Below are 26,039 nucleotides of genomic sequence, written 5' to 3'. Positions count from 1 at the left end.
CGATGGCGAGCGCCGGATTTTTGGCTCGGCCGATGATGGCCTGCGATCGCCATGAGGTGGTCCTGTTGACCCTGGTGGTTATCGGGACGTACACCTCTCTCGCGGTGTTGTTCTCACTGATATAAGGAATCTCTGATATGGCCGGAACCAGTTTGTTGGCCCTGCTCGACGATATCGCCAGCGTGCTTGATGACGTGGCGCTGATGACCAAGGTCGTGGTGAACAAGCGCGAGACATTTTTCGGGAAGACGTTTCTCACTGATATAAGGGATCTTTGATATGGCTGGAACCAGTTTGTTGGCCCTGCTCGACGATATCGCCAGCGTGCTTGATGACGTGGCGCTGATGACCAAGATGGCGGCGAAGAAGACTGCCGGGGTGTTGGGGGATGATCTGGCCCTCAACGCGGAGCAGGTTTCCGGGGTGCGTGCCGAGCGGGAGCTGCCGGTGGTGTGGGCGGTGGCCAAGGGGTCATTTCGCAACAAGCTGATTCTGGTGCCCGCCGCCATCGCCATCAGTGCCCTGGTGCCCTGGCTTATCACGCCGCTCTTGATGCTGGGAGGTGCCTACCTCTGCTTTGAGGGGGCCGAGAAGCTGGCCCACAAGTTCCTGCCCCATGAAGTGAGCGAGGGGGAGGCACATACAGCCCCCATTCCCGATGATCTGGTAGCCTTCGAGCAGCAGAAGGTAAAAGGGGCGATTCGCACCGATTTTATTCTCTCTGCCGAGATCATCGTCATCGCCCTTGGCACGGTACAGGGAGCAAGCCTCGCGCTGCAGCTCTCGGTAGTGGCGGGCATCGCCCTGCTGATGACCATCGGGGTCTACGGGTTGGTGGGGCTGATCGTCAAGCTCGATGACATCGGTCTGCATCTGCTGCAAAAGCCCGATGGCAGCGCCCTGCGCCGCGCGGTGGGGCAGGGACTGCTGGTGACGGCGCCCCGTCTGATGCACCTGCTGGCACTGGTCGGTACCATCGCCATGTTCATGGTGGGCGGTGGCATTCTGGTGCATGGCTGGCCCTTTGCCCATCACCTGATTGAAGGTGCTGCCGCTGTTGTCGCCACCCTGCCCACAGTAGGGGCCGTACTGGCGGCGGTGACGCCGACGCTGCTCAACGCCGTGGCCGGTGTGGTGGCGGGTCTGCTGCTGGTTGCCGTGGTGACGCTGGTGAGCCGTCTTGCCCCGGCCAAGGGATAAGCGAGCTTGCGGGCCATTGTCTCTTTTTTCCTCTCTTCATTTTTTGGCCTTCGGGTTGCCCGGTTTCGGACTTGCTGCCCGCAGGTCTGTTGCGCCTCCCGATGAAGGTCTTTGCGAGAAGCTATGTATCAACAACAGTGGAATAACGACCATATCTACCCGGGTCTCGACAGCACCGAGCTGGAAGCGGACATGCGCGCCGCCCGCCACGCGCTGGAAGATCTGGCCAGTTATATGGCAGGTCTGGACGTGGTGCGCGGCGATGACGCAGCGCTGCTGGATTTCTTGCGGGAAGTGCGGCTGCGCGCCCGTGATATTCGCCATATCGGCTGGAACGTCGCCATTCTGGCCGCGTGCCGCGGCAGTCAGGATGCGCGGGATCCGCAGGCCAAGCAGTTGGCATCCCGCGCCCGCGCCCTCATTGCCGATCTGTTCAAGACGCTCGCGCCGGTGGAAGATCTGATGCTGGCGTTGCCGGAAGAGGAATTCGCCGCGCTGATGAGGGATCCGCTGCTCGGTGAAGAGGCGTACCGCCTGCGCCATGAGCGTCGCTTGCAGGATCAGCGCCTGCCGGTGGAGGCGGAGCAACTGGTGATTGGTCTGGGCACCGATGGCTTGCACGCCTGGGGCAACCTCTATAACGATCTGGTGGGCAAGATCCGCTTAACCATTGATGGCCGCGAGATGGGGCTGGCCGAGGCGAGCAATCTGCTCTCCAGCCCGATACGTGCGCTGCGTTTAGAAGCCTTTGATGCCATTAGCGCCGGCTGGGAGGGAGAGCAGGAGACGGTTGCCGCTATCCTCAATGCCCTTAACGGCTGGCGGCTGGAGCTGGCCCGCCAACGCGGCAACACCCGTGTGCTCGATGCGCTGGATCTCTCTTGCCACCAGAGCCATATCGAGCGTGCCACCCTCGATGCCCTGATGAGCGAAGCCTGGCGAGCCCGTGGGTTGGGTCAGCGGGCGCTGGAGCTGATGGCCGAGCGCCTTGGTCTCGACGATCTGGGGCCGGAGGATCTCTTTGCACCGCCGCCAGCTTCCAGCAGCCGTGACATTCCTTTTGATGAGGCGATCGAGTTGATTGCTGATGCCTTTAGCCGATTCGATCCCGAGATGGGTGCATTTGCCCGCATGATGGCCGAGAAGGGGTGGATTGATGCGGCGCCCACGCCAAATCGCCGCACCGGCGCCTACTGCACCAAGTTTGCCGAACCGGTCGAACCGCGGGTCTTCGTCACCTATGCCGGCACCATGGATAACGTCATCACGCTGGCCCATGAGCTGGGCCACGCCTGGCACAACTGGGTCATTCGCGATCTGCCGATGAGCCAGCGCCGTTACCCCATGACGCTGGCGGAGACCGCCTCCATCTTCGCCGAAACCCTGGTGCGTAGCGCCTTGTTTGAACAGGCGCAAAGCACGGAAGAGCAGCTGGTCATCGCTTGGGCCGAAGCCGATGGCGCTGCCACCTTCCTGGTCAATATCCCGGCCCGCTTCGATTTCGAGCGGGCGCTGGTGGCAGAGCGGGCGCAGGGTTATGTGCCGGCAGAGCGGCTCAAGGCGCTGACTGACGAGGCATGGGGGCGTTGGTATGAGGGGAGTCTGACCCGCTATCACCCCATGTTCTGGGCGGCCAAGGCGCACTTCTCCATCGCCGGGTTTGGCTTTTACAACTACCCCTATCTGTTCGGTTATCTGTTCAGCCTCGGGGTCTATCAGCAGTTGATGAGCCGCAAGGCGGCGGGGGAAGAGGGCATTGCCGAGGCCTATCGTGCCTTGTTGCGCGATACCGGTCGGATGAGCGCCGAAGAGCTGGTAGCCAAGCATCTGGGGCAGGATATCCGTGAGGCCGCCTTCTGGCAGGGGAGTCTGGCACAAGTAGCGCAGGCGGTAGAACGCTTCGCGCAGTTGCCTGCCTGATTAGGTCAGCGGTGATATGAACAACAGGCCCCCGGACAGTCTCGCTGTCCGGGGGCCTGTTTGTTATGCCTGCTTTTGTTGCGGTTTGATGGGACCAACGAACAGGGGACGGGGCTGGTGAGTCAGATCTGGCTGATAGCCGTTGAAGAAGAGGTTGAGCAGCACCGAGCTGATGGTGGCCAGCAGGATACCGCTATGAAAAAGCGGTTGTAGCTGCGCCGGAAGTTGTTGGAAAAAATTCCCGGAGACCGTCGGGATCATGCCAATTCCGAGACTGATGGCGACGATATAGAGATTGTGACGGTTGCTGTTGTAATCGGTGCGCGCCAGGATGCGAATGCCGGTGGCCAGTACCATACCGAACATCACGATACCGGCGCCCCCCAGCACGAAGGGCGGGATGGAGGCGACCAGCACCGACATCTTGGGGATGAGGCCAAAGGCGAGCAGGATCCCCCCCGACATCACGCAGACCCAGCGACTCGATACCCCGGTCACGCTCACCAGACCGATATTCTGGGAGAAGGAGGTGTGGGGGAAGCTGTTGAATATCCCACCAATAATGGTGCCGATGCCATCCACCCGCAGCCCGCGTACGATATCACCGCGCCTGGCCGGATGGCCGACGATGTCGCCAAGGGCCAGAAACATCCCCATGGATTCGATAAAGGTGATGAGCATGATCACCGTCAGGGTGGCGATGGAGATGGGATCGAAGGTGGGCCAGCCGAAGGCGAAGGGCACTATGGGGGCAAACCAGGCTGCCTCGCCGAGGCCATCGAGGCTTACTTCGCCCATGGCGATAGCCACCGCGAAACCGAAGATGATCCCGAGCAGCACCGAGATATTGCTGAAAAAGCCCTTGGTGAAGCGGGTCACCAGCAGGATAAAGACGAGCACCAGAAAGCTGGTGCCGATATAGCGCAGGCTGCCATATTCCGGATTACCCTTGCCCCCCGCCATCCAGTCGATCCCCACCTGCATAATGCTGATCCCGATGGAGGTGATAACCACCCCGGTCACTACGGTGGGGAAGAGCGGCATCAGTCGACCTATCAGCGGCACCAGCAGGGTCGAGATGATACCAGCGGCTATGGTGGCGCCGAAGATGCCCGTCAGCCCCAGATCCGGGTTGGCTCCGATGGCCAGCATCGGCATCACGGCGGCAAAGGTGACCGACATGATGACCGGCAGCCGGATCCCGGCAAAGCGGCCAATCCCGACACATTGCAGCAGGGTGACGATGCCGCAGCAGAAGAGATCCGAACTGATGAGGTAGGAGATTTGATCCTTGGGCAGCCCCAGACTGCCGCCAATCACCAGTGGCACCGCCACGGCGCCGGCGTACATCACCAGCACATGTTGCAGGCCCAGGGTAAAGAGTTGGCCCATGGGGAGCATGCGCTCCACTTCATCATCCACCGGGCGCTTGCGCGCACCCGATCGGGGGGAGGGGGGATTGGTCTCGTTCATGAACAGATCACTCCTTGAAGCCCGCGCAACTGCTACAGGCAAGATAGTGAAAGCCGCAGCTTTCCCGGTCATTGATCTCGTGTATTGACAGCGGTGCCAGATCCCTCGGCAGTAGTGAGAGGGAGCCGGTGCAGCACAGGTCAGTGCACAAAACATGCACAACGCCGCTCACGAGAGAAAACGTTTGGCGATAACGCCTTGTTTTTGCGGGATGAGTCACATACCGGCCAGATAAGTGTCCGGTTGCTGGCAGGGGAAGGAGGTGGGGGCATCTCAGATTGGTAAGGGGTTTATCATTATCGGTCTGGCGATCTCACTTTGATAGCCGGGCACCATAACGTTGCTCGCAATGCGCCCCTCTGCATGTGACGGCGCTCGCGGGCCGCAGGGCGCAATCGGGGGCGGGGGCGTGATCCAAAGCAAGAAAGTTGGATGTTTTGGTGGCGCACGGGGCCGCCGCTGGGGTAGTTTCGATAAAACCGACACAGATCCTGAGGTCTTATCCATGATCATCTATCTGCATGGCTTTGATGCCACCAGCCCAGGCAATCACGAGAAAGTGCTGCAGTTGCAGTTTATTGATGATGATGTGCGTTTCGTGCACTACAGCACGGTTCACCCCCGTCATGATATGAGCCATCTGCTCAAGGAAGTGAAAAAACAGCTCGATATGAGTACCGATCCCAAACCGCTGATCTGCGGCGTGGGTCTTGGTGGCTACTGGAGCGAGCGGATCGGCTTTCTGTGCGGCATTCGCCAGGTGATCTTCAACCCCAACCTCCATCCGGAAGAGAACATGCAGGGCAAGATCGACCGGCCGGAAGAATATGACGATATCGGTACCAAGTGTGTAACTGAATTTCGTAAGAAAAATTCAGGAAACTGCCTGTGTATCCTTTCCGTTCAGGATGAAGTGCGCGATAATCGGGACACTGAACGTGAATTGAAGAACTATTACGACATCGTGTGGGATGAGCGCGAGACTCATAAGTTCAAAAATATCTCGCATCATCTGCAGCGGATGAAGGCCTTCAAAGAAGCCTGATCCATCACGTCGACCGATTTCGTTTTAGGGAGCCAATGGCTCCCTTTCGTTTTGAGGAACCGAGGAAAATCATCATGATGAATATTGTCGTTGTAGGCGGCGGCGCCGGTGGCCTGGAGCTGGCCACCAGTCTGGGTCGCAAGCTTGGCAAGAAGAACAAGGCCAAGATCACTCTGGTCGATCGCAACCGCACCCACCTGTGGAAACCCCTGCTGCACGAAGTGGCCACCGGCTCCATGGACGCGGGCATCGATGCCCTGAGCTACCAGTCTCACGCCAAGAACCACGGTTTCGACTTCCAGCTCGGCACCCTGACCGATATCAAGCGTGACGATAAACGCATCGTGCTGGCCCCGATCCACGACGACAATGGCGACATCGTGGTCAACGAGCGCGAACTGCCCTACGACTATCTGGTGATGGCCATCGGTTCTGTCTCCAACGACTTCAACACCAAGGGCATCAAGGATCACTGTATTTTCCTCGATAGCCCCTCCCAGGCGCACCGTTTCCACAACAGCATGATGAACCGCTTCCTGCAGTTCGCCACCGAATATAAGCCGGGCGACAAAGTGAAGATTGCGATCGTCGGCGGCGGCGCCACCGGCGTAGAGCTCTCTGCCGAGCTCTACAACGCGGTCGAGCAGCTCTACGCCTACGGCTTCAAGAACCTCACCACCGACAGCCTGAAGGTGACCCTGGTGGAAGCGGGCCCGCGCATTCTACCGGCTCTGCCGGAGCGCATCAGCGGCGCCGCCCATCAGGAGCTGGTCAAGCTGGGTGTGGATGTGCGTACCGCCACCATGATCACCGAAGCGACTGCCGAAGGTCTGCATACCAAGGATGGCGAGCTGATTGAAGCTGACCTGATGGTGTGGGCGGCCGGTATCAAGGCACCTGACTTCATGAAGGATATCGCCGGTCTTGAGACCAACCGCATCAACCAGCTGGTGGTGAAAGAGACTCTGCAGACTACCCGTGATGAGAACATCTTCGTCATCGGTGACTGTGCCGCCTGCCCGCAGCCGGATGGCAAGTTCGTGCCGCCGCGCGCCCAGTCTGCCCACCAGATGGCCAGCCAGGCGTTCAAGAATATCCTGGCCAAGATGAGCGGCGGCGAGATGAAGCCTTACCTCTACCACGACCACGGTTCGCTGGTCTCCCTCAGCCGCTTCTCCACCGTAGGCAGCCTGATGGGCAACCTGATGCGCGGCTCCATGATGGTCGAGGGCTACATTGCCCGTCTGGTCTACATCTCCCTCTACCGGATGCACCAGATCGCCCTGCACGGTTACGTCAAGACCGGCCTCATCATGCTGGTGGGTCGCATCAACCGGGTACTGCGCCCGACCCTGAAGCTGCACTAAGCCGGGATTTGGCAACATGTTGAATACCAAAAGGAGAGGCGATGGCCTCTCCTTTTTTATGGGCGCAGATCAGGAAAGAGAGAGCTACTTGCCCAGATAAGTGCGGTCGAAGAAGGTATTGACCCAGTGAGGGCGGTAGATGGCCAGCACCGTCATCGCCATGCCGTTGAGCAGGGCTTCGGGGAACAGCAGCAGTGGCCAGATGGAGAGGTAATCCGCCGTGATGGTGTGCCAGGGGTAGCTGTGACTTAGCCCCATCAGCAATGCGCTGGCGGCCACCTTGACCGAGATGGTGATGGCGCCACCGAGAAAGGCGGCAACGAAGATATAAACAAAGAGATGGCGCGGCAGCCAGGCCCAGCTGGCCAGAAACAGCAGCCAGCTGGTGGCTACCGGCAGGGCGATGCCCACCAGCGCTTGCCAGCCAAAATCGGCCAGATTGGTGACACCGAAGTAACCGAGCACCAGCAGGGTCAGACAGGGGGCTAGCAGCGCCAGCCGCCAGCCAAGCAGCAGGGTGAGGGAGGTGAGCCCGAGAAAATGGACCTCCAGCCCCTCATGCAGACCGGCCCTTAGATACCAGAGCGGCACCAGCGCGATGGCACTCCCCAGCAACAGGTGCTGATAGAGGGGGTTGTCATGGAGGGTCTGCCACAGGGAGCGGCGCAGGCTGAAGGCCAGCAGTACCAGCCAGATCAGGAGGGCGGCGAGTTGTCCTTCACTCATCTTGTCGTCCATTCATGCAGTTGAGTCCGGGCGGTCTTCCCGACCGCCCCATAGCAGAGCAGGCTGACGAGTCAGCCTGCTTTTACCATCAATATTTGACGTTGTTGTGGTACTTGCCGAGGATGCCCTTGACCCGTTCCATGGTCTCCTTGCTGGGGGGCTTGATCCCGCTCAGCTCGTACGGGTCGCCCAGCACGTCCCACTTGTGTTTGCCGAGCTCATGGTAGGGGAGCAGCTCCACCTTCTCCACGCTTTCGCCCAGCTCGGCGATGAACTGGCCCAGCCCTTCGGCGCTCTCGTCGTCGTCGCTCCAGGTTGGCACCACCACGTAGCGGATCCACATGGTCTTGCCTTTGGCTGCCAGATAGCGGGCAAACTCCAGGGTGTATCTGTTGCTGACGTGGGTCAGCGGAATGTGTTTATCGTCATTGATCTGTTTGATGTCGAGCAGCACCAGATCGGTCTGGTCGAGCAGCTTGTCCACCTGTTCGTCGAGATGACGGACGAAGCCGTTGGTGTCGAGACAGGTGTGGATCCCTTTCTCTTTGCAGGCGGTAAAGAGTTCGGTAATGAAAGCCGGTTGCAGCATGGCTTCACCGCCGGACGCTGTCACTCCACCGCCGGAGGCATTCATGAAGTGGCGATAGCTGGTGATGTCACTCATCAACTCCGGTACGGTCACTTCGCGGCCACCTTCGGTATCCCAGGTATCGCGGTTGTGGCAGTACTTGCAGCGCATCAGGCAGCCTTGCATGAATACGATAAAGCGTATTCCCGGGCCATCGACAGTGCCGCAGGTTTCGACGGAATGGATCCGGCCAACGGTGCCGTGAGCTCCGGCTGGCTGGCTGATTTCAACGGCAGGGATCCGATTAATGACAGACATAAACAACTCCAACGATTCGAGCAGGCCGTCATTTTATTACATAAACCCCTATTGATCCTACACCTTTAGTCCGGCGCCCGGCTGCCAAGCAGCTGCTCCAGCCCCTTGACGGTGAGCGGCCGACTGGTGAGAAACCCTTGATAATGCTGGCATCCCAGCGCTTTGAGGATGGCCAGCTGCGCCTCCTCTTCCACCCCTTCGGCGGTGACGGTAAAACGGAATACCTGGGCCAGATCGAGTATCGCCTTGACGATGGCTCTGTCCTGTTCGCTGTGTACCAGGGTCTGAATGAAGCTTCTGTCCAGTTTCACCTCATCGGCGGGCAGATCCCGCAGATAGGCCAGCGACGAGTAGCCGGTACCGAAGTCATCGATGGAGATGAGGATGCCGAGCTCCTTGAGCTGGCGCATTCTGGCGATACTCTCCTGCCGATTCTCCAATACTACCGATTCGGTCACCTCCAGCAGCAGGCGGGAGGGGGGCACACCGGTATCGCGCAAGATGTACTCCACCTGTTGTACGAAGCCCTGGGTGTGGAACTGGCGGGCACTGACGTTGACCGACAGATGGGGGATCTGCAGGCCACGGTTGAGCCAGAAGCTGTATTGGGCACAGGCGGTCTTCATCACCCAGTAGCCGATCTCGAGGATCAGGCTGGTCTCTTCGGCGATGGGGATAAACTCCCCGGGTGGCACCATGGTGCCGTCGCTGCGCTGCCAGCGCAGCAGCGCCTCGATACCCGACAGCGAACCATTGTCGACCCGGTATTGCGGTTGGTAGTGGAGTTGCAGCTCGTGATGACGCAGGGCATCGCGCAGTTCATTGGTAAGGGTCAGCCGATTTTTCTCGTGCTGGGCCATCGCCTCGGTAAAGAAGACGTAGTGGCCCTGACCGGCGCGCTTGGCCATGTGGGTCGCGGTGTCGGCCTGTTGCATCAGGACCAGATGATCCGTCTCGTTGCCGGAGAAGAGGCTGATCCCCACCGAGGCGCTGCAGTGCAGCTTGTGATCGCCGATGTCAAACGGGGTGCGAAACAGCCCCATCAGCTCGCGGGCGAAGTGCTCTGCCAGAATTTTGGCGGTGACCTCGCCTTGTCCGAGCTGGGTAAAGAGCAGGGCAAACTCATCCCCCGAGATGCGCGCCTGCACCAGATTGTCCTGGGGCAGCTCCCTGAAACGCTGCACCACAGCCTGCAGCAACAGATCGCCGCAGGCGTGACCAAGGGAGTCGTTGATCGACTTGAAGTTGTCGAGATCGACCAGCAGCAGGGCGCCCCACTGGCCGTTGGGGGCGCTCAGGGTCTGCTGCAAAATATGGTTGAGGCTGCGGCGGTTGTGCAGACCGCAGAGATCGTCGTAGTAGGCGAGCTGCTCGATATGTCTGGCCGCCTCTTTTTCCTGGGTGATGTCGTAGAAGCTGCAGATAAAGTGGCTCAGTTCTCCCTGCTCATCCTTGACGCCGTTCACCATCAAGCGCACCGGAAAGAGGTGACCATCCTTGTGCAGGCAGCGCTCTTCCCCGAGCCAGAACTCCTGCTCGTTGACGGTGCGGCTGACATCCTCCTTGAGATGATCCCCGTAGTAGGTGGGACGCAGCTTGCGAATGGAGTGACCGATCACCTCTACCTCGCCAAATCCGGTGATCCGGCTGAAGGAGTGGTTGACCTTGAGGATGATGCCGTTGTGATCCATCACGATCAGCCCATCGTGGGTATTGAAGGCCACTTCCGCCAGTCGCAGGGCATCGTCGGTGGCGAGGCGCTTGAGCTCGATGGCGGCCCGCTCGTGCTGGCTGCTCAACAGATCCAGCAGCTGTTCGGGCTCCTCAAGGGGGGTATCGAGCAGCAGGGTGATCTGGCCAATGGGGGCGCCGCTCTGGCCATGGAGTGGAATGCCGATGTAGGCGCTGGCATTGAGGGCGAGCAGCCGGGTCGCCTTGGGATAGCGCACGGGCAGATCTTCCACATAGATGGCCTGACCATGCTGGAACAGCTCCTGAGCGGGGCCGGGGTCGAGCTGGATGGGCTTGAGGGTGGAGCAGATCTCCTCGTTGATGACGCAGCGGGGGATGATCCAGAGATCCTGACCGCGGGGCTGGAACTCGCCGATCCAGCCCACCCGGGCACCGCTGGCGCTCATGGCCCAGTTTACCAGCGTCTTGCAGTAGTCGATGCCGGTCTGCTGGTGCAGTTCGGGCGGGAGGGCCAGCTCGGCGCGGTGCTCTTCCGGTTGCGGTTGCCAGTGGCCGAGCAGCTGGGCGCTGCTGCGCACCAGCTGCAACATCTCCTCGCTAAGCGGGGTGGGATCGAGATACTCCAGACTCAGCACCCCGAACAGCTTGTCCTGCTCCAGCAGGGCACCATCGAGGCGTGAGCGCACACCGGCACTGGTCAGATAGAGGTGATTGCTCAGCATTGGCTGATGGGCAGCCTCCGAGAAACTCAACGATTTGCGGGTACGCAGGGCGCGGATATAGCGGCTGTCACCACGAATGGGGTAGAGCGCCTCGACCCCCAGGGTGAACACCGGGGTGAGTTGCTCGCTGCCGAGATCGCCGTTGGCCTGATAGTGCCAGAGGATGAGCCGATCGGCCCCCAAACTCTCTTTAAGGGCCTCGAGCAGGGGCGCATACTGTTGCTGGCTCGCCATCTGGCTGAGGCGCGGCAGTTGCAATGCCAGATCGGCGATGGGCTCCTGGCGAAGGTTCTGCAGACAGATGAGCCAGAAGCCATCCTGCTCGTGAGCGAGGGCGATATGCCACAACTGGCTGGCAAAGCGCACTGTGATCTTGCCGCCATGGCCGTTGGCCAGCAGTTGTTCGATGGGCAGGCGCAGGGCATCGGGTAGCTGGGCAGGCCAGGGGGCACGCGGTTCGTCGAGCCAGTAGAGCGGGGTTTGCATCACGTCGGTCAGGGCGACCAGCCGTTGACTGCGCAGGTCCAGACGGAAAAAAAGCGGCGTCTGGAGGGCAGGAGGAAGATGACTGAGTGCGGTAGACGACATGAACAAACAACATCCTGTTAAGCAACCGTCGGGGTTGCAAGAATACTGCAAAATGGTGTGAAACAAAATTTCATTGAATTCTAAATTAGAAAAGTCTAATTTATTGCCCATTATCATGTATGAGGAGTCTTGCAGATGAAACGGATCCTGATTATCGGTGGTGTCGCGGGGGGCGCATCGGCGGCGGCTCGTGCTCGTCGTTTGAGTGAAGAGGCAGAGATCGTGATGTTCGAGCGGGGCGAGTTTGTCAGCTTCGCCAACTGCGGTCTGCCCTATCACATCGGGGGCGATATCCCCAATCGGGATGCCTTGCTGCTGCAGACCCCCCAGAGTTTCAAGCGCCGTTTCAACGTCGATGTGCGGGTCTTCCACGATGTGATTGAGATCGACAAGGCGGGCAAGACCTTGCTGGTGCGCAACCTGCAAACCGGTGAAGAGCAGCGCGAGCATTACGATGTGCTGCTGCTGAGCCCGGGGGCGGCGCCGATCCGTCCTCCCTTCCCCGGTATCGACAGCCCCCATGTCTATACCCTGCGCAACATCCCGGACATGGATCGCATTCTGGCGGCCCTGCACCACGATCAGCCGCGCCACGTCACTGTGGTGGGCGGCGGCTTTATCGGGTTGGAGATGATGGAGGCGCTGCATCAGCGCAAGCTGGATGTCACCCTGCTGGAGCTGGCCGACCAGGTGATGGCGCCGGTGGATAAGGAGATGGCCAACATGCTCCATGCCCGCATCCGGGAAGAGGGGATCGACCTGCGCCTGCGCACCGGCCTCACCGCCATCGAGAGTCTGGATCTGCCTGCCGAGAAGACCTCCGCCGTGCCGACCGCCAAAAGCGGTGGCCTGCGCCTGACCCTCAATGACGGTTCCCATCTTGATACCGGTCTGCTGATCCTCGCCATCGGCGTTAAGCCGGAAACCCTGCTCGCCGCCAAGGCGGGGCTGGAGCTGGGTCCGCGTGGCGGCATCAAGGTGGATGCCGGGATGCGCACCTCGGATCCCTTTATCTATGCGGTGGGGGATGCGGTGGAAGAGATTGATTTCGTCACCGGTGAATCTGTGCTGATCCCGCTGGCGGGCCCCGCCAACCGGCAGGGGCGCATCGCCGCCGACAATATGCTGGGCCGAAGCGAAACCTACAAGAAGACGCAAGGGACCGCCATCTGCAAGCTGTTCGATCTGGCGGTGGCCAGCACCGGCCTCAACGAGAAGCGACTGGTGCAACTGGGATTGCCGTTCGAGAAGGTTTATGTCCACCCGGGCAGCCACGCCGGTTACTACCCGGGCGCCCATCCGGTCAGCCTCAAGCTGCTGTTTGCCCCGGATGGCAAGATTTATGGCGCCCAGGCCATCGGCAAGGATGGCATCGACAAGCGCATCGACGTGCTGGCGGTGGCCCAGCGCGCCGGTCTCACCGTGTTTGATCTACAGGATCTGGAGCTTACCTATGCGCCGCCGTTTGGGTCGGCCAAGGATGTGATCAACATGGCGGGCTTTGTGGCAAGCAACCACCTGAAAGGGGACACCCTGCTCTGCCACGTGGCCGAGGTGCAGGCTCGTAACCCCTATCAGCTGGTGGTGGATGTGCGCAATGGCCCAGAGCTCGACAAGCTGGGGCGGATTCCGGGGGCGCTGCATATCCCCCTCGACGAGTTGCGTGGTCGCCTCCATGAGTTGCCCAAAGAGAAAGAGCTGCTGATCAGCTGTCAGGTCGGGCTGCGCGGCCATGTCGCCTGTCGCCTGCTGAGCCAACACGGCTTTAAAGTGAAGAATCTCTCCGGCGGCTTCAAAACCTGGCAGATGGCCACCGCCGAGTAACCGTTTTATTTCTGTGCCTGTTTGCCCCTCTCCCTTGTGCGTGCAAGATGAGGGGCTTTTTGTTTCTGCTTTTCGCCCTCCTTGCATTCCCTAATTGCAGCAATATTTCGACACACTTTATTTCCTGTGCCGGACAAAATTAACGTTTTGTTCAGGGGATGGGTGCTATAACCCCTGCCTCGTTCATGATGAACCGTGTAGTAGGGAGAGTGACATGCTGGATATGCTGATGGCCATTTGGCATCAGGATTTTGACGCCCTGGTTCAGATGCAGGCGGTACCCCTGCTGATCAGTTGCCTGATGCTGGTACTGCTGCTGGAGTCCGCATTCGTCTTCCTGCCCCTGCCGGGGGACAGCCTGGTACTGCTGGCCGGTGGGTTGGTGGGCATGGGGGGGTTTGGCCCCGAAGTGACTCTTGTCTATCTGCCGTTGGCTGCTGGCATAGGTTCCGTGCTCGCCTACTGGCAGGGACGGGCACTGCAGCGCACCCGCTTTATGGATCATATCGAACGGATGTTGCCTCCCGACAGCCTGCCCAAGGCGACCCGGCTGCTGAAAAAGTACGGTTTTCTGGCGATGTTCTCCTCCCGTTTTATCCCGTTTGTGCGGGTGCTGACCCCCATGCTGATGGGGATTGGCCGCCTGAGCGTGCTGCGGATGTGCGTGGCCAGCTTTGCCAGTGCCTTTATGTGGGCGCTCTGCCTCAGTTTGGTGGGCAAGCTGGCGATGAATACCCCCTTCTTTCTCCACCACAGCGAACTGTTGACCCGGGCCCTGCTCATTACCTCGCTGGTGCTGTTTCTGGCGGCCGTCATGGCCATCCTGTTTCGCTGGTTCAAAGGCGGAGCAAAAAACGAGACCAGCCACGACTAGATGACAACCCTTGCCGCACTGGATCAGTGGGCAAGGGGGTTCTCGTGCTGCAGGGGCGCTCAATTGTGCCCATTCGGGTAATGAGCTTTGTGTCGGGTGAGCAGGATGCCTTATCCTGTTTCCAGCCACGCTGCGTTTGCAGCGCTCCAACTCGGGATGGAACTTATGCGCCTCTTCGACTCTCCCTCTGCTTCTCACCGCTCTACCGCTGAAACCGGCGCTCTGCGCCGCCGCTGCTCGGCCCTGCTGCTTTGCGGGGTGGTCGGTTTGCTGTCTGGCTGCGGCCCTGACAAGCCCACCAGCCAAATATCGAACACAGAATCCACAGCCCAGCAGGAGGCCGGGGCGCCAACTTCTGTAGTGCAGGCCAATGCCCGCCAATACCGCGATGCGCCAGCGCTGGCGCTGGTCTTTTCCGGCTCCTTGGCGCCCAAGGCCAATTGGCAGAGCTGGCTTTCGGTCAGCGAGGGGGGCAAGCAGGTGCAGGGGGAGTGGATCCTCGCCGACGATGGTCGCACCCTCTATTTCCCGAACGTGCAGCCCGATAAAAGCTATGAGGTGAGCCTCAAGGCGGGGCTGGGCCCATCCCCCCAGAGCTGGACCCTCAAAACCCGGCCGCTGGAGGCGGGGGCTTCGTTTACCGCCAGCGGCATGGTATTGCCGCTGCGCGACGAGCTGCGCCTGCCCATCAGCGCGGTCAACGTGGATGAGGTCAATATCGACTTCTTTCGGGTCGATGCCGAGTATCTACCCCGTTTTCTGGCGGAATATCGCCCCGGTGCTGGCATGGGGAACTGGGAGCTTGAGCAGATCACCAAGCGGGCCAAGCGGGTATTCAGCGGCCGCTATGCGCTGGAGCTCGATGCCAACCGGCGCGAGACCCGCCTCATTAATGTGAAGGAGCCGCAGCTGGCCGAGGCTGGCGTCTACTTTGCGGTGATGTCGCCCCTTGGCAACTACGACTGGCGCAAGGAGACCACCTATTTCGCGGTGAGCGACATGGGGCTCAGTGCCCGCCGTTACCGCGATCAGCTGGAGGTGTTCGTGAGCTCCCTGGCCAGCGCCGACCCGCTCAAGGATGTGCAGCTCTCCCTGCTCGACGAGAAGGGCAACCGGCTGCAGGTGCAAACCACTGATCCGCAGGGCCATCGCCGCTTTGATCAGGTGCAGGGGGCTCGCTTGCTGCTGGCCGAACAGGGCAACCATCTGGCGGTGCTGCGCCTCGATGGGGCTGCGCTCGATCTCTCCACCTTCGATCTCGGCACCCAGCCCTGGCAGGCCCAGCAGCTCTATCTGTTCAGCGGGCGCGATCTCTATCGTCCCGGCGAGCGGCTCGACAGCGAGATCCTGCTCAAGGGCCAAGATGGCCAGCTGTTGCCCGGTATGGCAGTGGAGCTGGAGGTGAAACAGCCGGATGGTCAGCTGCTCGAACAAAAGCGGCTGCTACCGGACAATCTTGGCGCGGCCCACTACGGTCTGCGCCTGCCGGATGATGCGCCGCTCGGGCGCTGGACCATTAACCTCAAGACCGCCGCTGGTAGTCGTTTCGAGTGGCCCTTTTTGGTGGAGGAGTTTTTGCCGGAGCGGCTCAAACTGCAGCTTGGCAAGGGGCCGGATGGTGAAGTGACGGATCTGGGCGCCTCCCTCAGCCTGCCGCTGCAAGGGGACTATCTCTACGGTGCACCGGCGAGCGCCACCAAGGCCAAGGCAGAGGTGAAGATCAGCCGCGCCACCATGCCCTTTACCCAGTGGCAGGAGTTCACGCTGGGTGACGTACTGCTCGCCGAGCAGGCCAAGGATCTCGAGCCCCTCAGTCTCACCCTCGATGCGCAGGGGCAGGGGACTTTTTCGCTGCAAGATGAACTCGATGGGGTGCGCACCCTCGGGCCGCTGGAGGTGGCCTATCGGGTGTCGCTCTCCGAGCCCGGTGGCCGCGCCGTCAATCGCAGCCGCACCCAGTATGGCTGGCCCGCGGGCAGCCAGTGGCCGGCACTCAAGGCCGATTTCGTGGCGGATCGGGTGGAAGGGGGCAAGCCGCTCCCCTTCCAGATCCTCAACCTCGATGAGCAAGGCCAACCGGTGGCGGGGGAGGTGAAGGTGCGCCTTATCAACGAGTACCGCGACTACTACTGGCACTACGCCGATGGCGAGGGGTGGAAGTACGAGTTCAACAGCCAGCCTTATCTGGAGCAGGAGCAGGCCCTGCAGCTGGATGGCAAGGGGCCGACTCCGCTCACGCTGCAACTGGCGGCGGGCTGGTATCGGTTGGAAGTGGAGAATAGTCAGGGCCATCAATCCAGCCTGCGGGTTGAGATCGGCAGTTACGCCTGGGGCGGCGGTGGCGAGCAGGCGCGGCCTGACAAGATTGCCATCACCCTCGACAAGCGCGCCTATCAGGCGGGCGACAAGGCCAAAGTGACGTTGGTGGCCCCGCGCCCTGGCAAGGGGTTGCTGATGGTGGAAGATGGTGACGGTCTGCGCTGGTGGCAGCGCATCGAGCTCAAGGGGGACGGTGGCGATGCCAAGGATGCACGCGGCGAGTTCGAGATCCCGGTCAGCCCCGAGTGGCAGCGTCATGATCTGCATATTTCGGCCCAAATCGCCGCGCCAGACAGCGCCTCCAAACCAGTCGGCAAGCAGCAGGGGCAGAGCCTGCGCTCGGTCGGCCTGGTGCCGCTCACCCTGGATCGGGAAGCGCGCCGTCTGCCGCTTACCCTGAGCGCGCCGGACAAAGCGGTGCCCCTTACCCGGCTGGAGGTGACCGCCACCTCCACCCCCAACAGTCAGGGCCGCGTGGTGCTGGCCGCGGTGGATCGGGGCGTGCTCAACATCAGCGATTATCAGCCGCTCGACCCGTTCGAGATCTTCTTTGGTCGCAAGCGCTTCGCCCAAGATTTGTTCGACAACTATGGCCAGGTGATCCCGCCGCAAGATGGCAAGCTGGCCCGCCTCAACTACGGGGGTGACCGGGCGCCGCTGAAAAAGGGCGGTGCGCTGGAGAGCCGGGTCGAAATAGCCGCGCTCTGGAGCGGCGAGGTGAGTTTTGATGAGAGCGGCAAGGCGGTGATCCCGCTCGATTTGCCCAACTTCAACGGCGAGTTGGCGCTGATGGCGCTGGCCTGGAACGAACAGCAGGTCGGGGAGGCAGAGCGCGCCGTCAAGGTGGTCGCCCCCTTGGTGGCCGAGATTGGCTGGCCGCGCTTTGGCGCCAGAGGGGATGAGACCCGGGCGCTGGTACAGCTGCGCAACATGAGCGGCGAGGATCAGACCCTCTCCCTTGTCTGGACCCTCAATGGTGGGCTCAAGGCAAACGGCGAGCTGCCCCGCACCCTGGCCCTTAAAAATGGCGAGGAGCAGTGGCTGACCCTGCCGCTCACCGTGACCGGGGCAAGCGGCGTGGCAAGCCTGCAGTTGGCGGCCAGCGGCAAGGATTTTGCCATCAGCCGCGACTGGACTCTGCCGCTGCGCTCCCCCTGGCCGGCCGAGACTCGCCAGCGCTACCAGATGCTGGCTCCCGGCCAGCAGATGAGCTTTGCGCCAGCTGAGCTGGTCGGGCTGGATCGCTCCAACCTGCAGGGGGTGCTCAGCCTCTCCGGCACTCCGCCCTGGGATCCGGCAGTCCAGTGGCAGGCGCTGGCTGACTACCCCTACGCCTGTCTGGAGCAGACCTTGTCGCGGGCCTGGCCTTACTTGCTGACCACGGCCGATGAGCGGGCCGCCTGGAGCAAACCCGCAGAGGGCAAGAAAGCGGCGAGTGAGGCGGATGTGCAGCGCGCCCTGCTGCAACGGCTGCAGCGGTTGCAACTGCCAAGCGGTGGCTTTGGCCTGTGGGATGGTCGCTCCGACGAGGAGCAGTGGCTCACCGCTTATGCCGCCGACTACCTGCTGGCGCGCAAGGAGGTGGGCGACGCAGTGCCGGAGGCAATGCTAAATCAGGCGCTGAACCGGCTGCAAAGCTATCTCACCGACAGCCAGTATGGCGAGCGCTGGAGCAGTGCCCCCGAGCACAGCCGACTTGCCTATCAGGCTTACAGTGCCTATGTGTTGGCCCGGGTGGGCAAGGCGCCGCTCGCTACCCTGCGCCTTATCTGGGAGCAGCAGGCTGATCACGCTCGCTCCGGTTTGCCGCTCTTGCACCTCTCGCTGGCGCTCTCGGCCATGGGGGATGAGCAGAATGCCGCCAAGGCCCTCAGCCGGGCATTGGTGACCGAGCGTGGTGACGACTATCTCGGGGATTACGGTTCGCAGTTACGCGATGGAGCCCTCGAGCTCTCCTTGCTACGCCAGCACAAGCTGGCTGCGGAGCGCTGGCCTGATCTCAGCGCCAAGGTGGCCGACACCCTGGCTCACCGTCAGTGGCTCAGCACTCAGGAGCGGCTCGCCCTGTTGCGACTCGCCCGCTTCGATCCGGCCGTCGACTGGCAGGCCAAGGTAACTTCCTCTCTTGGCAGTGGATCCCTGATCGGTTCGGCTCCGCTACAGCAGGGCACCCCCGAGGCGCTGGCGGCGAGCGCCGTCACTAACGAGGGCAAGGGCTCCCTCTATGTGCAGCGCACCTTGATCGGTTACCCCGAGCAGGCTCCTACCCGGTTGAGTCAGGGGATAAGCGTGACCCGCAGCTGGTTCAACAGCGATGGTCAGCGTTTTGACCCGGCCAAGGTGAAGGTCGGCGATCTGGTGGTGGTGCGGCTCAACGTCAGCAGCGAGTCGGCGGTGCCCGATGCCCTGCTGGTGGAGATGGTGCCCGCTGGCTTCGAGCTGGAGAACCCGGCCCTTGGCAACAGCATCAAGCTCGAAGAGCTCTCCATCGAGGGGAAACCGGCGTGGCAGAGTGAGTGGAACGACTATCTCAAGCATCAGGAGTTTCGCGATGACCGCTACACGGCAGCGCTGGATCTGAGCGAGGGGAGCAACCAGCAACTGGTCTACCTGATGCGTGCAGTGACGCCGGGTCGCTATCAGGTGCCGCCGACCCAGGTGGAGGATATGTACCGGCCCGAGCTGCGGGCAGTGGGTGAGGATATCCACGAGGTGCGTATCTCTGAGTAACATTCCCCCCCTTGAGCGGGTTCGCCCGCTCACTTTCTGGCTGCGTGGCTGGCTGAGTCTGGGTCGCTGTGGCCGCGCTGGCTGGCGCTGGCTTGGTCGTTTGCCACGCTGGCTGCGTTTCTCGGTGCTGGGAGTTGTCGCACTGCTCCTGTCATTGCTGGCGCTGGATCGCATTTTCCCGCCGCCGCCACTTGACCCCGCCTACGCACGGGTGGTGCTCGACATGAAAGGGCGACCGCTGCGCGCCTTTGCCGATACCAGCGGCGTGTGGCGCTACCCCGTGACCCTGGAGCAGGTCTCCCCCCGCTATATCGAGGCGTTGCTGGGTTACGAGGATCGCTACTTCTGGCGTCATCCCGGGGTTAATCCGGTGGCCATGGTGCGCGGGGTCTGGCAGTGGTTGCGCTACGGGCGCGCCGTGTCGGGCGGCTCGACCCTCACCATGCAGGTGGCGCGTCTTATCGAACCCTACCACCGGAGCGTGCCCGGCAAGCTGCGCCAGATGGCGCGCGCACTGCAGCTTGAGTGGCACTACGACAAGCGCACCCTGCTCACCGTCTACCTCAACCGGGCGCCGTTTGGCGGCAACCTGGAGGGGGTGCAGGCGGCAAGTTTTGCCTACCTTGGCAAGAGTGCGGCCAAGCTGACCTATGCCGAGGCGGCGCTGTTGGCGGTGCTGCCACAGGCTCCCAGCCGCAACCGGCCGGACCGGCATCCCGAGCGAGCCCGCACCGCCCGCGACAAGGTGATGCAGCGGTTAGTGGCGCAAGGCGTCTGGCCCGAGCCGGTGTGGTTGGAGGGACGTATCGAGCCGGTGCTGGCCCGCGGTCACTTCACGCCGATGGAGGCGCCGCTCTTTGCCCGCCTCGCCGCCGATAATCAGACCGGGGCGCTGGTGCACACCACCATCGACGGGGATCTACAGCGCTGGCTGGAGGAACGGGTGGCGAGTTATATCCGCCGTTTCCCCGAGCAGACCTCAGCGGCGTTACTCTTGGTAGATAACAAAACCATGGCGGTGCGCGCCTATGTGGGTAGCGCCGAATATGGCAACCTGCGTCGCCACGGTTACCTCGACATGGTGCAGGCAATCCGCTCTCCCGGCTCCACCCTCAAGCCCTTCATCTACGGTCTGGCTATGGATGAGGGGCTGGTGCACTCGGCCTCCCTGCTCTCTGATGCGCCGAGGCTGGGCTCTGATTATCGCCCCGCCAACTTTTCCGGCGCTTTTCAGGGGCCGGTGACGCTGGCTCAGGCGCTGCAGCAATCCCTCAACGTGCCGGCGGTGCAGGTGCTGGAGGCGCTGGGGCCGGACAAGCTGGTCAGCCGCCTCGACAACGCCGGGGTGCGGCTGGCGCTCTCCGACAAACCCAATCCGGCCATTGCGCTGGGGGCTGCGGGCATTCGGCTCGAGCAACTGGTGGCGCTCTACAGTGCGCTGACCCGGCAGGGGCAGGTGGCGATGCCGGTCTGGCTGGCGGGGCAGCAGGCGGTGTCACGCCCCTTGCTGAGCCCGGGAGCGGCCTGGATCATCTGGCAAATATTGAGCGCGCAGGGACGGGCGGATCAGCCTTTTGCCAGCGAGGCAACCGGCAGGGTCAACCGACTGGCCTGGAAGACCGGCACCAGCTATGGCTATCGCGACAGCTGGGCCATGGGGGTCTCCGGTCGCTGGACCATCGGCGTCTGGCTGGGGCGCCCCGACGGCACCCCTTTGCCCGGTTTTTACGGCCAGAGCGCAGCGGTGCCGCTGCTGCTTTCGGTCTACTCGCGATTGGCCGACAACAGCCCCCTGCCGGCACAGCCCAACACGGTGAGCGAAGCCGAGATCTGCTGGCCGCTGGGGCGCAAAATGAGCGCGACCCTGCCTGAGGCCTGTTTGCAGCGCCAGAGCGCCTGGTTGCTGGAAGGGCGCGATCCTCCCACCTTGCCGGATCCCATGGACTGGCCCTCGCCACTGCGTCAGGTCGCACTGACCGCCGCGGGCAAGCCGACCCTGGCACGCTGCCAGGATGCGGCGCAATCCGGTTTTCGGGCCCTCTGGCCATTGTCACTGGAGCCGTGGCGAACGCCCGGCGAGCGACGTCAGGCGCTGTTGGCAAGTGGTTGTGCTGGGGAAGGGCAGAGCGCCGAGCAGCAGGCCCCCATCCGCATCGTGACGCTGGGGGAGGGCAACCTTATCCGCAGTCAGCGTTACCGATTGCAGCCCAAGGTGCTGGGTGGTGTCGGCAAGCCAGCCTGGTTTCTCAACGGCCAGCGGCTGCGCTGGGATGGGGATCAGGTGCTGAGTGTGGCGGGGCGCTATCAGCTGGTGGTGGTGGATGAAGCGGGCAACAGCGATCGTATCGAGTTTCGCGTGGTGCATCCTGACGGTGATGCCAGCACCATCACCCGTTGAGCGTTTTGCCGACAGCCATTGAGGCGAATGTAATTAACCATTTGAAATGCATCAATATTTGATTGGATGAATTAATTTGTGAATAATTACGAATTCATTCAAATCCAATCGGGAGTTCTCTTTTGCTGCGTGTTCTGTGTCCCTTGCTGGTGCTGATGATTTCGGGCTGTGCCACTACCAATCATGGTGATCACCATGTTTCTCCTGAACGTACCGGGTTCTATTCACCTTTCGAACCAGCTTCCGAGAGTTTTGTGCGTTGTTATCAGAAACAGTTTGCCTGTACCCCTGCCAATATCCGCCGTGACAGGGCGATGGAGGCCCGCAGGCAGGCGCAAGAGCGGGCCAATCACCGGGGTGATGATTGGTAGGCCGCAGAAAAGGAGAGGGGTTGGCAGATGCCAACCCCTTTTTCATTCCGCCAATTCAGCCCTGTTGGCGCAGATGACCGAGCCGGGTGAAGAAGTGCTGGCTCTTGCGCTGGTGAAAGTGGCTCTTTTTGATGGGATGGAAGATGAGGTTGCTTTCGGGATGGCTCGCTTTTAACTGGTGGAGCATGGCTACGGCGGGCAGGCTGGTGCTGACCAGGGTGGTGAGTGGCATGCTGAGGGTCTCGGGCCCGAGCAGTTGATTGAGCCCTTGCTGAGCCTGCTCAAAGCGGGTCAGGGCCGCCGGGTCGGCATAGCCGCTACCCAGCATGGTGAGCAGGTTGTCGAGGGCCAGATGATATTCGGCCAACTGCTGGCGAAAGCCGCTGCGCCCGCGCAGGGCAATCAGCTCTGCCAACGGAATGTCGGCCAGGTGAGTGGGCACTTGCAACGGGATCTCGAGGAGGAAGCAATCCTGACCGCCGCGATTGTGGTAGCGGGATTCGAGCAGATGGAGCAGGCGGTCGAGATAGTCGTGATCGGTAATAAGCGCCCCGTCATTGGCGAGTGCCCACTCACGGGCAAGGCGCATGGAGATCAGGTTGGCAAAGCGTCGCGCCATTCTGATCCCCCCCTCATCCCGGGTCGCAAAGCCGTGAGTAAGGCAAAAGCCGTGCAGCCGCTCCAGCCCCACCTGATCCGGGCAGAAGCAGTCGTGGTTGGCCTCCTGACGCCAGCGACCAATCAGCTCCTTGTTGCCAAACACCTTGTGGCGGACGAAATCGGGGGCCACCAGGCCGCTTATCTGGCTCTCCAGTTGCGGGGTAATGGCGGCAAAGAAGGCGGCATCGGGCCGCTCGGCCAGCAGATCGGTCTGCTGTTGAAGGGTATCGAGCAGGGCGGTGAGACCGCTCTTTTCGCTGACGGTGAAGACGAAGGCGAGCCGTTCCAGATAGAGCAGGGCAAATTTGAGCCAGAGCTCGTCGCGTACCTCCATGCCGGGGTAGTAGATGTAGGTCTTCATCGGATCAGTCTGTTGTCAAAAATCTGGCGAGGCGCAGGGTCGGGAATATACGCAAGATTGGCGCTGCACGGCAAACACTGCGTGGGGTAATGTGAGCAAACGCTCATCCAGTAGGCGCTGGCCACAAAGTTCTGATATAATTCGCGCCCTTAAATCAAGGTCACCCGAGTCATTACCATGAAGTTCATTATCAAGCTGTTCCCGGAAATCACCATCAAGAGCAAGTCGGTTCGCCAGCGCTTTATCAAGATCCTGCAGGGCAATATCCGCAATGTCCTGCGCCGCTTCGACGACGATGCCCGCGTACGGATGGATTGGGACAAGCTGATCGTGAGCTCCCGCAATGACCAGTTCCGCGAGCAGGCTATCGAAGCCCTGGCCTGTATTCCGGGCATTCAGGCTTTCCTCGAGGTTCAGGCCAGCAAGTTTACCGATCTGCACGACATCTTCGAGCAGGTGAAAGCCGTATGGGGCGACCAGCTCAAGGGCAAAACCTTCTGCGTGCGCGCCAAGCGCCACGGCAAGCATGAGTTCTCCTCCCTCGAGGTTGAGCGTTACGTGGGCGGTGGATTGAATCAGCACTGCGAAAGCAATGGTGTGCGCCTCAAGAACCCGGATGTGAAGATCAACCTCGAGATCGACGGTGAGGAGCTCTTTATCGTCAGCGCCATCCATCAGGGCCTGAGCGGCATGCCCATCGCGACCCAGGAAGATGTGCTGAGTCTGCTCTCCGGCGGTTTTGACTCCGGTGTGGCGTCGTTCCAGTTCATCAAGCGCGGCTGCCGGGTGCACTACTGCTTCTTTAATCTGGGCGGTGCTGCCCACGAAATCGGCGTCAAGCAGGTGGCCTATCACCTGTGGAACCGCTTCGGTTCATCCCACCGGGTGCGTTTCACCGCTGTGGACTTCGAGCCGGTGGTCGCCGAGATCCTCGAGAAGATCGACAACGGTCAGATGGGCGTGGTGCTCAAGCGGATGATGATGCGTGCTGCCGCCAAGGTGGCCGATGAATTCCAGATCCCGGCGCTGGTGACCGGTGAGTGTGTGGGTCAGGTCTCCAGCCAGACTCTCACCAACCTGAACGTCATCGACCGGGTCACCGACAAGGTGATCCTGCGCCCGCTTATCACTTGGGACAAGCCGGATATCATCAACGAAGCCCGCCGTATCGGCACTTTGGAGTTCGCCGAGACCATGCCGGAGTATTGCGGTGTCATCTCCAAGAAGCCGACCGTGAAGGCCGAGCTCTCCCGCATTGAAGAGGAAGAGGCCAATTTTGACTTCTCCATTCTGGACAAGGTGGTCTCTGAGGCCCGTTACCTCGATATCCGTCGTATCGGTGAAGAGACTGCCGCTGAAGTGCAAGAGGTGGAAACGACTCAGGTGCTGGGTGCTGACGAGGTGATCCTGGATATCCGCTCTGCCGACGAACACGACGAGAAGCCGCTGGTGGTGGAAGATCGTGAAGTACTGCATATCCCCTTCTTCAAGCTGGCCACCGCCTTTGGCGATCTGCCCAAAGAGAAGACCTACCTGCTCTACTGTGATCGCGGCGTGATGAGCAAGCTACAGGCGCTCTATCTGAAAGAGAAGGGCTTTGACAACGTCAAGGTGTACCGCCCGTAAGCGTGTTTTTCACCTTCAATAAAAAATCCGGCCAATGTGCCGGATTTTTTATTTCACAGAGTGAGCAATGACTATCAGGGACAGGGAACCGGAGTGAAGGAGTCTTGCCCCTGACAACGCCAGCCCATTTCTGCCTCCCGCATCTGCCACAGGTTGTTGCTGCGATAGAGGGTCAGGATGTAGATCATGTCACTCTTGCTGCCGTCGAGGGCGACCGAGAGCACCAAGTCATTGTCCAGTTGCTGGGCATGGATGCGGCTGGGCGTGTCACCATGACCGACGAATCGCAGAGCTACCTCACGGTAGTCATTAACCCAGTTTTGCTGTTGATGGCTTGCCTGGCGTATCTGCTGGTTGAACTGCTGCACCGGCGCCGAGGCCAGTCGTCCAAATACCACTTGTGCTTCGGCGTGGGCTGCCGTCACGTTCGCCAGGAGAAGGGTGGTAAGCATACCGATTTTGCGCATGAGAAGTTCCGGCTAACAACGACTGCTTCTATGACAACAGAAAAGCCTATTTGGTTCAACGCGTGGCCCACAGCGACATGATGACGCTGTGGGCCTGCTCTCAATTGCGTTGCAACGAGAAGGTGGGCAGCGACAGATGCCAGTAGATAGCAGCTACCCGCAGGCCAAACACGGCCGTCATGCAGATGAGCATGGCCGTTACCCTGTCCATGTTCGCCTCCAGCGCCAGGGTATAGAGAATGCCGCCGAGGATACAGGCGGTGGCATAGATCTCTTTTTGCAGCACCATGGGAACCTCCCGCGCCAGTACATCGCGGATCATGCCACCGGCAACCCCGGTCATGGTGCCCATGATCACGGCAATCAGCCCTGGGGTGCCGAAATTGAGGGCCTTCTGGGCACCGATAACGGTAAAGAGGGCTAGCCCGAAGGCATCCGCCACCGGCAGCACATACCAGGGCATCCTGCGGGGCAGCTTGACCATCCACATACCGATCAGCGCCGTCGCAATGACGACCCAGATATAGAGGGGATCGCGCACCCAGAACACGGGGGTGGCTCCCAGGATCATGTCACGGATGGTGCCGCCGCCGATGGCAGTGACCGCCGCCAAAACCATGACGCCAAACCCGTCCATCCTGAGTCGGCCAGCCACCAATACCCCTGAAAACGCGAATACCGCAGTACCAAACATGTCGCTGATGTAAACAATCTGCTCAACCAGTGTCTGCATGGAGAACAACTCACGCCAAATTGTTGATGGGGCCGCGATTTTAGGGGCTGGTGAGCC

17 protein-coding genes are annotated in these 26,039 nt (G+C 61.1%); 10 read left to right on the top strand and 7 right to left on the bottom strand.

The window, feature by feature from the left end:
* The first annotated feature begins 137 nt into the window (after nt 1–137).
* The 3 genes from AB5Y71_RS13130 (at nt 138) to AB5Y71_RS13120 (ending at nt 3,120) form a co-directional block, all read left to right on the top strand.
* Nucleotides 138–278, top strand: a complete 141-nt coding sequence (locus AB5Y71_RS13130) for a hypothetical protein (RefSeq protein ID WP_021231002.1) — start codon at nt 138–140, stop codon at nt 276–278.
* A gap of 1 nt (nt 279) precedes the next feature.
* Nucleotides 280–1,200, top strand: a complete 921-nt coding sequence (locus AB5Y71_RS13125) for a DUF808 domain-containing protein (RefSeq protein WP_368171763.1) — start codon at nt 280–282, stop codon at nt 1,198–1,200.
* 123 nt (nt 1,201–1,323) lie between these two features.
* The gene (locus AB5Y71_RS13120; protein ID WP_368171762.1) at nt 1,324–3,120 is read left to right on the top strand and encodes a M3 family oligoendopeptidase; all 1,797 of its coding nucleotides are present in this window, start codon (nt 1,324–1,326) and stop codon (nt 3,118–3,120) included.
* Nucleotides 3,121–3,183: 63 nt separating this feature from the next.
* On the opposite strand, the gene AB5Y71_RS13115 is transcribed toward AB5Y71_RS13120, so the two are convergent.
* Complete coding sequence (locus tag AB5Y71_RS13115) at nt 3,184–4,593, bottom strand: nucleobase:cation symporter-2 family protein (protein WP_368171761.1); 1,410 nt, start codon at nt 4,591–4,593, stop codon at nt 3,184–3,186.
* Between the two features lie 505 nt (nt 4,594–5,098).
* Between AB5Y71_RS13115 and ycfP the strand changes: the two genes are divergently transcribed.
* Nucleotides 5,099–5,638 carry an alpha/beta hydrolase YcfP gene (gene ycfP / locus AB5Y71_RS13110; RefSeq protein WP_005334000.1) on the top strand — a complete coding sequence of 180 codons (540 nt, stop codon included), beginning with the start codon at nt 5,099–5,101 and terminating at the stop codon, nt 5,636–5,638.
* 74 nt (nt 5,639–5,712) lie between these two features.
* The gene (locus tag AB5Y71_RS13105) at nt 5,713–7,005 is read left to right on the top strand and encodes an NAD(P)/FAD-dependent oxidoreductase (RefSeq protein WP_213386377.1); all 1,293 of its coding nucleotides are present in this window, start codon (nt 5,713–5,715) and stop codon (nt 7,003–7,005) included.
* Between the two features lie 84 nt (nt 7,006–7,089).
* Here the strand turns inward: AB5Y71_RS13105 and AB5Y71_RS13100 are convergent, their stop codons facing one another.
* The 3 genes from AB5Y71_RS13100 to AB5Y71_RS13090 all read right to left on the bottom strand — a co-directional run bounded on the left by AB5Y71_RS13100 (nt 7,090) and on the right by AB5Y71_RS13090 (nt 11,619).
* Nucleotides 7,090–7,731: an energy-coupling factor ABC transporter permease gene (locus AB5Y71_RS13100; RefSeq protein WP_043819419.1), complete on the bottom strand. Its 642-nt coding sequence runs from the start codon at nt 7,729–7,731 to the stop codon at nt 7,090–7,092.
* Between the two features lie 88 nt (nt 7,732–7,819).
* Nucleotides 7,820–8,617 carry a pyruvate formate lyase 1-activating protein gene (gene pflA / locus AB5Y71_RS13095; RefSeq protein WP_139400558.1) on the bottom strand — a complete coding sequence of 266 codons (798 nt, stop codon included), beginning with the start codon at nt 8,615–8,617 and terminating at the stop codon, nt 7,820–7,822.
* A 65-nt stretch (nt 8,618–8,682) separates the two neighbouring features.
* On the bottom strand, nt 8,683–11,619 hold the full coding sequence (locus AB5Y71_RS13090; RefSeq protein WP_368171760.1) for an EAL domain-containing protein: 2,937 nt from the start codon (nt 11,617–11,619) through the stop codon (nt 8,683–8,685).
* A gap of 135 nt (nt 11,620–11,754) precedes the next feature.
* Between AB5Y71_RS13090 and AB5Y71_RS13085 the strand changes: the two genes are divergently transcribed.
* The 4 genes from AB5Y71_RS13085 to pbpC all read left to right on the top strand — a co-directional run bounded on the left by AB5Y71_RS13085 (nt 11,755) and on the right by pbpC (nt 21,764).
* Nucleotides 11,755–13,443 carry an FAD-dependent oxidoreductase gene (locus AB5Y71_RS13085; RefSeq protein ID WP_368171759.1) on the top strand — a complete coding sequence of 563 codons (1,689 nt, stop codon included), beginning with the start codon at nt 11,755–11,757 and terminating at the stop codon, nt 13,441–13,443.
* 214 nt (nt 13,444–13,657) lie between these two features.
* Entirely contained in the window at nt 13,658–14,317 is a 660-nt protein-coding gene (locus AB5Y71_RS13080; RefSeq protein ID WP_368171758.1) for a DedA family protein, read from the top strand.
* Between the two features lie 165 nt (nt 14,318–14,482).
* Nucleotides 14,483–19,366 (top strand): alpha-2-macroglobulin, encoded by a 4,884-nt coding sequence (locus AB5Y71_RS13075; protein ID WP_368171757.1) that lies wholly within the window; start codon nt 14,483–14,485, stop codon nt 19,364–19,366.
* Nucleotides 19,332–21,764 (top strand): penicillin-binding protein 1C, encoded by a 2,433-nt coding sequence (pbpC, locus tag AB5Y71_RS13070; protein ID WP_368171756.1) that lies wholly within the window; start codon nt 19,332–19,334, stop codon nt 21,762–21,764. The genes AB5Y71_RS13075 and pbpC overlap by 35 nt, the downstream gene beginning before the upstream one ends.
* 426 nt (nt 21,765–22,190) lie before the next feature.
* On the opposite strand, the gene AB5Y71_RS13065 is transcribed toward pbpC, so the two are convergent.
* Entirely contained in the window at nt 22,191–23,156 is a 966-nt protein-coding gene (locus tag AB5Y71_RS13065) for a hypothetical protein (protein WP_368171755.1), read from the bottom strand.
* A 177-nt stretch (nt 23,157–23,333) separates the two neighbouring features.
* On the opposite strand from AB5Y71_RS13065, the gene thiI reads away from it, so the two are divergent.
* On the top strand, nt 23,334–24,782 hold the full coding sequence (thiI, locus tag AB5Y71_RS13060) for a tRNA uracil 4-sulfurtransferase ThiI (protein ID WP_216961980.1): 1,449 nt from the start codon (nt 23,334–23,336) through the stop codon (nt 24,780–24,782).
* 74 nt (nt 24,783–24,856) lie between these two features.
* On the opposite strand, the gene AB5Y71_RS13055 is transcribed toward thiI, so the two are convergent.
* Complete coding sequence (locus AB5Y71_RS13055; protein ID WP_005333978.1) at nt 24,857–25,249, bottom strand: hypothetical protein; 393 nt, start codon at nt 25,247–25,249, stop codon at nt 24,857–24,859.
* 100 nt (nt 25,250–25,349) lie between these two features.
* The gene (locus tag AB5Y71_RS13050) at nt 25,350–25,982 is read right to left on the bottom strand and encodes a trimeric intracellular cation channel family protein (protein WP_005333975.1); all 633 of its coding nucleotides are present in this window, start codon (nt 25,980–25,982) and stop codon (nt 25,350–25,352) included.
* Between the last annotated feature and the right edge of the window lie 57 nt (nt 25,983–26,039).

The sequence above is a fragment of the Aeromonas sp. R9-2 genome, from assembly GCF_040908025.1.
Classification (GTDB): Bacteria; Pseudomonadota; Gammaproteobacteria; order Enterobacterales; family Aeromonadaceae; genus Aeromonas; species Aeromonas veronii.
Note: the sequence above shows the minus strand (reverse complement) of the source record. Positions and strands in the feature narration are given on the sequence as shown.

Bases quoted from the DNA above. Each gene is read 5' to 3' on its own strand.
- AB5Y71_RS13130 (WP_021231002.1), top strand. From the start codon at position 138: ATGGCCGGAACCAGTTTGTTGGCCCTGCTCGACGATATCGCCAGCGTG.
- AB5Y71_RS13125 (WP_368171763.1), top strand. From the start codon at position 280: ATGGCTGGAACCAGTTTGTTGGCCCTGCTCGACGATATCGCCAGCGTG.
- AB5Y71_RS13120 (WP_368171762.1), top strand. From the start codon at position 1,324: ATGTATCAACAACAGTGGAATAACGACCATATCTACCCGGGTCTCGAC.
- AB5Y71_RS13115 (WP_368171761.1), bottom strand. From the start codon at position 4,593: ATGAACGAGACCAATCCCCCCTCCCCCCGATCGGGTGCGCGCAAGCGC.
- ycfP (WP_005334000.1), top strand. From the start codon at position 5,099: ATGATCATCTATCTGCATGGCTTTGATGCCACCAGCCCAGGCAATCAC.
- AB5Y71_RS13105 (WP_213386377.1), top strand. From the start codon at position 5,713: ATGATGAATATTGTCGTTGTAGGCGGCGGCGCCGGTGGCCTGGAGCTG.
- AB5Y71_RS13100 (WP_043819419.1), bottom strand. From the start codon at position 7,731: ATGAGTGAAGGACAACTCGCCGCCCTCCTGATCTGGCTGGTACTGCTG.
- pflA (WP_139400558.1), bottom strand. From the start codon at position 8,617: ATGTCTGTCATTAATCGGATCCCTGCCGTTGAAATCAGCCAGCCAGCC.
- AB5Y71_RS13090 (WP_368171760.1), bottom strand. From the start codon at position 11,619: ATGTCGTCTACCGCACTCAGTCATCTTCCTCCTGCCCTCCAGACGCCG.
- AB5Y71_RS13085 (WP_368171759.1), top strand. From the start codon at position 11,755: ATGAAACGGATCCTGATTATCGGTGGTGTCGCGGGGGGCGCATCGGCG.
- AB5Y71_RS13080 (WP_368171758.1), top strand. From the start codon at position 13,658: ATGCTGGATATGCTGATGGCCATTTGGCATCAGGATTTTGACGCCCTG.
- AB5Y71_RS13075 (WP_368171757.1), top strand. From the start codon at position 14,483: ATGCGCCTCTTCGACTCTCCCTCTGCTTCTCACCGCTCTACCGCTGAA.
- AB5Y71_RS13065 (WP_368171755.1), bottom strand. From the start codon at position 23,156: ATGAAGACCTACATCTACTACCCCGGCATGGAGGTACGCGACGAGCTC.
- thiI (WP_216961980.1), top strand. From the start codon at position 23,334: ATGAAGTTCATTATCAAGCTGTTCCCGGAAATCACCATCAAGAGCAAG.
- AB5Y71_RS13055 (WP_005333978.1), bottom strand. From the start codon at position 25,249: ATGCGCAAAATCGGTATGCTTACCACCCTTCTCCTGGCGAACGTGACG.
- AB5Y71_RS13050 (WP_005333975.1), bottom strand. From the start codon at position 25,982: ATGCAGACACTGGTTGAGCAGATTGTTTACATCAGCGACATGTTTGGT.